Origin of the sequence: Planktothricoides sp. SR001 (genome assembly GCF_001276715.1) — a bacterium.
GTDB lineage: Bacteria > Cyanobacteriota > Cyanobacteriia > Cyanobacteriales > Laspinemataceae > Planktothricoides > Planktothricoides raciborskii.
In genome coordinates, this window is the sequence record NZ_LIUQ01000012.1 from 92,150 (window position 1) to 98,944 (window position 6,795).

A 6,795-nucleotide genomic window follows, 5' to 3' on the forward strand; every position below is an offset into this window, starting at 1 on the left:
TGTATTTAAGAGCGATCGCTATTGATGAAAAATCCTTACCACCAGACCATCCCGATCTAGCAAGACACCTCAACAATTTAGCGGGTCTGTACGATTCTCAGGGAAGGTATGAAGAGGCGGAACCGTTGTTTTTAAGAGCGATCGCCATTGATGAAAAATCCTTACCACCAGACCATCCCTCTCTAGCAACAGACCTCAACAATTTAGCCAATCTGTACTATTCTCAGGGAAGGTATGAAGAGGCGGAACCGTTGTATTTAAGAGCGATCGCCATTGTAGAAAAATCCTTACCACCAGACCATCCCTATCTAGCAACTCACCTCCACAATTTAGCCAATCTGTACTATTCTCAGGGAAGGTATGAAGAGGCGGAACCGTTGTATTTAAGAGCGATCGCCATTGTAGAAAAATCCTTACCACCAGACCATCCCTATCTAGCAACTCACCTCCACAATTTAGCGGGTCTGTACAAGTCTCAGGGAAGGTATGAAGAGGCGGAACCGTTGTATTTAAGAGCGATCAAAATAGCCATCAAAAGTTTAGGAGAAAATCATCCTAATACCCAAATATTTCTGCAAAATTACCGCAGGATGTTAGACAAAAGTTGACTGGCTGTTGGGGCAAAGAAACCGGGTTTCTGGGGTGGGTATCAGGAGTTATCTGTGGGTTGCGAGAAAGAAACCCGGTTTCTGGGGTTCTGGGGTGGCTGTTGGGGCAAAGAAACCGGGTTTCTGGGGTGGGTATCAGGAGTTATCTGTGGGTTGCGGGAAAGAAACCCGGTTTCTGGGGTTCTGGGGTTGGCTGGTGGGGCAAAGAAACCGGGTTTCTGTTGTGGGTATCAGGAGTTATCTGTGGGTTGCGAAAAAGAAACCCGGTTTCTGGGGTTCTGGGGGTGGCTGGTGGGGCAAAGAAACCGGGTTTCTGGGGTGGGTATCAGGAGTTATCTGTGGGTTGCGGGAAAGAAACCCGGTTTCTGGGTCCTGGGGTTGGCTGTTGGGGCAAAGAAACCGGGTTTCTGGGGTGGGTATCATACCAAATCCGGTTCTCATATACTGACTATGATCATTACCTAAAACGCTTGTGGATTCCCGCCTTCGCGGGAATGACATATGACCTGATAAACGGGTTTTAACAACCGGATTTGGTATCAGGAGTTATCTGTGGCAGCGAAAAAGAAACCCGGTTTCTGGGGTTCTGGGGGTTTCAAACAATCTCTCGCAAATGAACTATTTGATCCTGATATTCATCATCAAAAGATGCCTCAGCAATAAAAATTAATTGCCGAATATTTTGTCCGATACTTAATTTGGCATTGAGGAGAAAAATCCCTGGTATATGACGACCTTCAGCTAAATGATCTGCCAAATGCAAGGGCATCGATTTACGATTATTCGTCACCAAGATAAAGTTATATTCCTCACACCATTTAAGAATTTCTGGATCTAAAGTTCCCCGACTCGGTGCTTCTGGTTCCCCCACGCACCAAATTATCAAATCGGGATTGCTTGTCAGCATTTCAGCTTTATAGCTAGGATCGACATTTTCATCCAACAGATAATTCAGACTCATTTTTGATTTGTTTAGCTTTTTGTTCCGCTCTCAATTTTTGCAGTCTAGCAATACCAGGTGGAGGATTAAGTTGTTGGGCTTTAAGTTGCTGATGACTCCACTCTAACCAGTCAGCAATGTAGTTACTAACGGCTTCTTTATTATGCAGATAATAAAGGATAGTAGCATAAACTTGTTCTAAGTTTAGAGATGGATAAGTTTGGGCAATTTGTTCGGGAGTGCGAGCGCGATGAATGAAATCATATAGGATAGTTTCTATGCCGATTCGCGTTCCTTTGACCCGAATATCATCCGATCGCTGAAAATCAAAATAGTCTTCCAATTGCATCGGTGAATCCTCCTATTTTAAAGTTGGTGTAAGTTGACTGGGTAATTGATATTATATCATGGAAAAAGAATTGTTGGGGCAAAGAAACCGGGTTTCTGCTGTTGGTATCAGGAGTTATCTGTGGGAAGCGATAAAGAAACCCGCTTTCTGGGGTTCTGGGGGTGGCTGTTGGGGCAAAGAAACCGGGTTTCTGGGGTGGGTATCCGGAGTTATTTGTGGGAAGCGAGAAAGAAACCCGGTTTCTGGGGTTCTGGGGGTGGCTGTTGGGGTAAAGAAACCGGGTTTCTGCTGTTGGGAGAAAGAAACCGGGTTTCTGTTGTGAATATTAGGAGTTATCTGTGGGAGGCAAAAAAGAAACCCGGTTTCTGAGTTTCTGGGGTTCTGGGGGTGGCTGTTGGGGCAAAGAAACCGGGTTTCTGTTGTGAATATTAGGAGTTATCTGTGGGAGGCGAAAAAGAAACCCGGTTTCTGGGAGGGCTGAGGGGCGATCGCTTCGCCGATACAGTATTCTATTAATTAGAAAACTTTCGTAAATTCATGTCTGAATCGATTTCTCCTTCTCCTAAGCCCTTAATTTTGGGCGTATCCGGTGCCTCTGGTTTAATTTATGCGGTGCGATCGCTGAAATTTCTCCTAGAAGCCAATTATCACATTGAACTGGTGGCCTCGAAATCCGCTTATATGGTTTGGCAAGCGGAAAACAATATTAAAATGCCCGCTGACCCGGAATTACAAGGGGAATTTTGGCGGGAACTAGCCGGAGGTGTCACCACAGGTCAGTTAACCTGTCACCCTTGGCAAGATGTGGGGGCGAATATCGCTAGTGGTTCTTTTAGAACTTTGGGAATGGTCGTGATTCCCTGTAGTATGAGTACCGTGGCTAAATTGGCAGCGGGTTTAAGTTCCGATTTACTCGAACGCGCCGCAGATGTGCAAATTAAAGAAGGTCGTAAACTGGTAATTGTCCCCCGTGAAACGCCTTTTAGTTTGATTCATTTGCGGAATTTAACCGCTTTGGCTGAAGCCGGTGTGCGAATTGTCCCGGCAATTCCTGCTTGGTATCATCATCCTCAAACTATTGAGGATTTAGTAGACTTTGTAGTAGCACGGGCTTTGGATCAGTTAGAAATTGACTGTATCCCGATTAATCGTTGGCAAGGCCATCGCCAAAACAAAAATAGCGATTAGGTTAGATCAATTCATGCCAGCCCTGGTACAGATCGGGCTCTGTCCCGAAAGCCCCTCTAGTCCCATTTGAGGATAAAATTATGCGAAACTTACGCCTAGGATTACTGCTGGTATCTGTGGTAGCGATCGTTATTTTTATTCAGCAAAATCTCTCCCCAGTTTTACCCCTAACATTTTTGGGGATGAAAACTGTGGCATTTCCTCTTTCCTTGTGGATTTTATTCGCATTGGCTGCGGGGGTTTTGACCGCTCAATTGGTTGTGATGCTGCTGCAATTTCCGATCGCTGCGAGTCAGAGGTCACAGGCAAGCGATCGCCCACGAGAAGCTAGGGCAAATTCTTCGGTTAACGACGGGAAAATTCCCGACGCGCGATCGGTTCAAGCCCGAAGCAAAGGCGATGAATCTTCATACTCAAACCGAGAAAAAACCACGACTTATGCTGACAGTTTCCGTAGTGGCTCAAAAGCTGCCGCAGATTTTGGCACGGTGCGGGATTTACAGGATGATTCGACTAATTGGGTTGATGATGAAGAAGTTGAGCAAAATTGGGTTGATGATGATTCGCAAAATTGGGTGGATGAACCAATAGAACCAGCAACAAAATCAAGTGCAACTCCTAAAGTTACGCCGCTGAAAACTGATTATGAAGTGCCGAAATCACCAACCAGTGAATATCGCTCTGGCACGATTTATTCTTATAGTTATCGAAAACCAGAAAATACTGGGGTGGGTATTACTGAATCGGTGAATGATGCAGAGTATCGAGTGATTATTCCGCCTAATTATGAGCAGGAGGAACAGTCTGGAAAGTCTGCCGTTGGTGACTATTCATCCAACGATTATGTCGATCGCAAATATTCTAGTGATGAATATTCTAGTGATGAATATTCTAATGATGAATATTCTAATGATGAATATTCTAGTGATGAACCCTTTAAACCAGAAATAGTAGTACCGACCCCGACACCTGCACCGCAACCAACCCCGGAACCTAAACCACCATCAACTCCGGTTTATAAACCCGAAGTTGAGCCTGTGCGATTCCGCGAAGTAGAACGCGAACGCGAATCACCTCAAACTAAAATCCAAACCAATAATCAAACCAGTAACAATGATGAGGATGATTGGAGTAAACCTAGGAAAAAGAATAATGACGATTGGGTTTAAAACCTTTTCAGCGATCGCACAACAGCCCGGTTGCTGGCTAAAATATGCATAAAATATTGGTAAGGGCGAAGCATTTCCGGAAAAAATTCACGCTTCTCACCCATCAAACTTCTGCGGAATATTGGTAAGGGCGAAGCATTCCCGGAAAAAATTCACGCTTCTCACCCATCAAACTTCTGCGGGAATGCTTCGCCCCTACAGATCGAAAAACGCCATAATCTAATTATTCCTCAGCCAGTGGAACAATCATCATGGAACAAAAAAACTTAAACCAAAACAACCAAAACAACTTAAAAAAATTATTCAATTGGTTGCCCAAGGCTAAAAATCGTGACGATTCTCCCCAAGCGGAATCGCCCAATTCTGGCAGTTTTTTGACAAAAATTACCGCCAATTTGGGCAAAAATAGCCCGCGAACTCTCAGCCCTAGCAATGAATTTCCTGATTTCCAAATTCATGGATATCAAGTGCTGCAAAAATTAGGTCATAACTATGCGGGGGGTCGCTGTACTTATCTAGGGGCGGACTGCCAAACTAAACAACCTGTGGTGATTAAGCAATTTCAATTTGCTAAACCAGGGGCGGACTGGTCAGCGTATAAAGCCCACGAACGGGAAATTAAAGTATTACGAGAACTCAGTCATCCCGGAATTCCCCGTTATTTAGATTCTTTTGAAACCGCTGAGGGATTTTGTCTCGTCCATGAGTATAAAAATGCCAAGTCTTTAGCGGTTTATCGTCGGTTTACCCCGGAAAAAATTAAGCAAATTGCCACATCTTTATTAGAGATTTTGGTCTATTTACAAAACCGAGTACCGCCCGTAATTCATCGGGATATTAAACCGGAAAATATCCTGGTTGATGATTATTTGAATGTGTATTTAGTGGATTTTGGCTTTGCCCGCATTGCCGGAGATGACATGATGCAAAGTAGTGTGATTTCTGGCACCCCTGGGTTTATGCCCCCGGAACAATTACTCGATCGCAATTTGAGTGAAGCTTCTGATTTATATGGGTTGGGTGTCACCTTAATTTGTCTTTTAACTAAGACTCCATCCACAGAAATTACCAAAATTATTGATAGTCAATATCGCTTAGATTTTCGCGAATTAGTGCCATTTCTTAGTGATGCTTTGATTTCCTGGTTGGAAAAAATGGTACAACCCAATGCAGGCGATCGCTTTCCTCATGCTGCTGCTGCCCTGGAAGCCCTCACCCCGATTGCCGTAAATCGCACTTTACCGGAAGTAGAATTAAGCCAATCTACCATAGAATTAACTGGCGAATATGGAGAAATTTTAACCCACACCATAGAGGTGAAAAATTCGGTGGCTGATACGGTCTTACAAGGTCGTTGGGAAATCACTGCCCCGACTAATTTATTAGTTGATGCTGGTGCCGATGATTTATCCGATTCCTTAGCGAAAAAACTGCCAAAAAATGCTGATTGGTTAAAAATAAAACCAACTAAATTTAAGCGCAATAAAGTCAAAGCTGAAATTATTATCAATACCGAAAATTTAGTGATTAATGAAGTTTATGAACGGAATATTTTACTCCATACTAATTCAGCGACTCCGACCCAAATTGTCACTATTAAAGTAAAAGCCGTTACCCCAAAAATCACCTTAGCCAAAACCAGCGCCCTGCTGCAAAAGAAACTATCATCTCAGTTACCGTTAACATTATTAATCATCGGGGCTGCAACACCGATTACTCTGCTTTATCCTTATATAGCCGCTGTGATTTCTATTCCCTTAGTGGTGTTAATTGCCAACGATATCTCAGGAAAAATTGCCGATAATGATTTGAATAATATGGCTGAATTTGCCCAGAAATGGCTAGTTGCCCCGACTTTGACGGTACTAGGGATATTTTTATTAACTCATTTACAAATTGATTGGGTAGAAAGTCCCAAATCTCAACTGTTGTTACGCCTGTTAATTACCTTATTAATGGGTGGGGTTGGGGTCGGTATTTTCACCTTATTTAAACCGGCTTTTAAACGGGTGGCGGTGGTGTTGCCGTTGCTAATTTTTGCCAGTTCTTTTGTATTTGTGGGAGTTGCCGGGGGTTTGGTGGGCAAAATTGCCGAAGTTGGGGTGAGTAGCTATATTTTAACTGGCACCGTTCAGCAGAGTATTACTAAGGAAAAACTTTCTAAAGGATTGGCGTTAAAAAAATATGGGTTAAAGGCAATGTTTGGCCTGGGTTTGGGTAGCGCGATCGCCTGGTTATTGATTTATTTAGGCATGGGTTCTTTGCTGTGACAGAGAAACCGGGTTTCTGGCAAAAATCTGGGTATTTGAAGCACAAATATTAGGTGAGGGCGAAGCATGACCGTATATAAGTTATTGCTGCAAAACATAAATCTACTGCGGTCATGCTTCGCCCCTACAAAGGTAAATTATTCCCCAAATAAATAGAAACCGGGTTTCTGGCAAAAATCTGGGTATTTGAAGCACAAATATTAGGTGAGGGCGAAGCATGACCGTATATAAGTTATTGCTGCAAAACAAAAATCTACTGCGGTCATGCTTC

At 43.5% G+C, this 6,795-nt stretch carries 8 protein-coding genes; 6 read left to right on the forward strand and 2 right to left on the reverse strand.

Annotated features, from left to right (window positions below; translation table 11 throughout):
• On the forward strand, positions 1–608 hold a 608-nt coding region (locus AM228_RS35065; protein ID WP_231636726.1), incomplete at its 5' end, for a tetratricopeptide repeat protein.
• Complete coding sequence (locus AM228_RS09575) at positions 605–1,132, forward strand: hypothetical protein (RefSeq protein ID WP_054465897.1); 528 nt, start codon at positions 605–607, stop codon at positions 1,130–1,132. The genes AM228_RS35065 and AM228_RS09575, both read left to right, overlap by 4 nt.
• A gap of 71 nt (positions 1,133–1,203) precedes the next feature.
• On the opposite strand, the gene AM228_RS09580 is transcribed toward AM228_RS09575, so the two are convergent.
• Both AM228_RS09580 and AM228_RS09585 read right to left on the reverse strand, forming a co-directional pair.
• Positions 1,204–1,569 (reverse strand): DUF5615 family PIN-like protein, encoded by a 366-nt coding sequence (locus tag AM228_RS09580; RefSeq protein WP_054464669.1) that lies wholly within the window; start codon positions 1,567–1,569, stop codon positions 1,204–1,206.
• The gene (locus tag AM228_RS09585) at positions 1,544–1,897 is read right to left on the reverse strand and encodes a DUF433 domain-containing protein (RefSeq protein ID WP_054464668.1); all 354 of its coding nucleotides are present in this window, start codon (positions 1,895–1,897) and stop codon (positions 1,544–1,546) included. The genes AM228_RS09580 and AM228_RS09585 overlap by 26 nt, the downstream gene beginning before the upstream one ends.
• A 120-nt stretch (positions 1,898–2,017) precedes the next feature.
• On the opposite strand from AM228_RS09585, the gene AM228_RS09590 reads away from it, so the two are divergent.
• The 4 genes from AM228_RS09590 (at position 2,018) to AM228_RS09605 (ending at position 6,524) form a co-directional block, all read left to right on the forward strand.
• Positions 2,018–2,266 (forward strand): hypothetical protein, encoded by a 249-nt coding sequence (locus AM228_RS09590; RefSeq protein WP_156331658.1) that lies wholly within the window; start codon positions 2,018–2,020, stop codon positions 2,264–2,266.
• 168 nt (positions 2,267–2,434) lie between these two features.
• Positions 2,435–3,085: a flavin prenyltransferase UbiX gene (locus AM228_RS09595; RefSeq protein ID WP_197285258.1), complete on the forward strand. Its 651-nt coding sequence runs from the start codon at positions 2,435–2,437 to the stop codon at positions 3,083–3,085.
• A gap of 80 nt (positions 3,086–3,165) precedes the next feature.
• A complete protein-coding gene (locus tag AM228_RS09600; RefSeq protein WP_054465899.1) occupies positions 3,166–4,254 on the forward strand; it encodes a LapA family protein in 1,089 nt (362 codons plus the stop codon).
• A 251-nt stretch (positions 4,255–4,505) separates the two neighbouring features.
• A complete protein-coding gene (locus AM228_RS09605; protein WP_054465900.1) occupies positions 4,506–6,524 on the forward strand; it encodes a serine/threonine-protein kinase in 2,019 nt (672 codons plus the stop codon).
• Positions 6,525–6,795: the final 271 nt, after the last annotated feature.

Bases quoted from the DNA above. Each gene is read 5' to 3' on its own strand.
- AM228_RS09580 (WP_054464669.1), bottom strand. From the start codon at position 1,569: ATGAGTCTGAATTATCTGTTGGATGAAAATGTCGATCCTAGCTATAAA.
- AM228_RS09585 (WP_054464668.1), bottom strand. From the start codon at position 1,897: ATGCAATTGGAAGACTATTTTGATTTTCAGCGATCGGATGATATTCGG.
- AM228_RS09595 (WP_197285258.1), top strand. From the start codon at position 2,435: ATGTCTGAATCGATTTCTCCTTCTCCTAAGCCCTTAATTTTGGGCGTA.
- AM228_RS09600 (WP_054465899.1), top strand. From the start codon at position 3,166: ATGCGAAACTTACGCCTAGGATTACTGCTGGTATCTGTGGTAGCGATC.
- AM228_RS09605 (WP_054465900.1), top strand. From the start codon at position 4,506: ATGGAACAAAAAAACTTAAACCAAAACAACCAAAACAACTTAAAAAAA.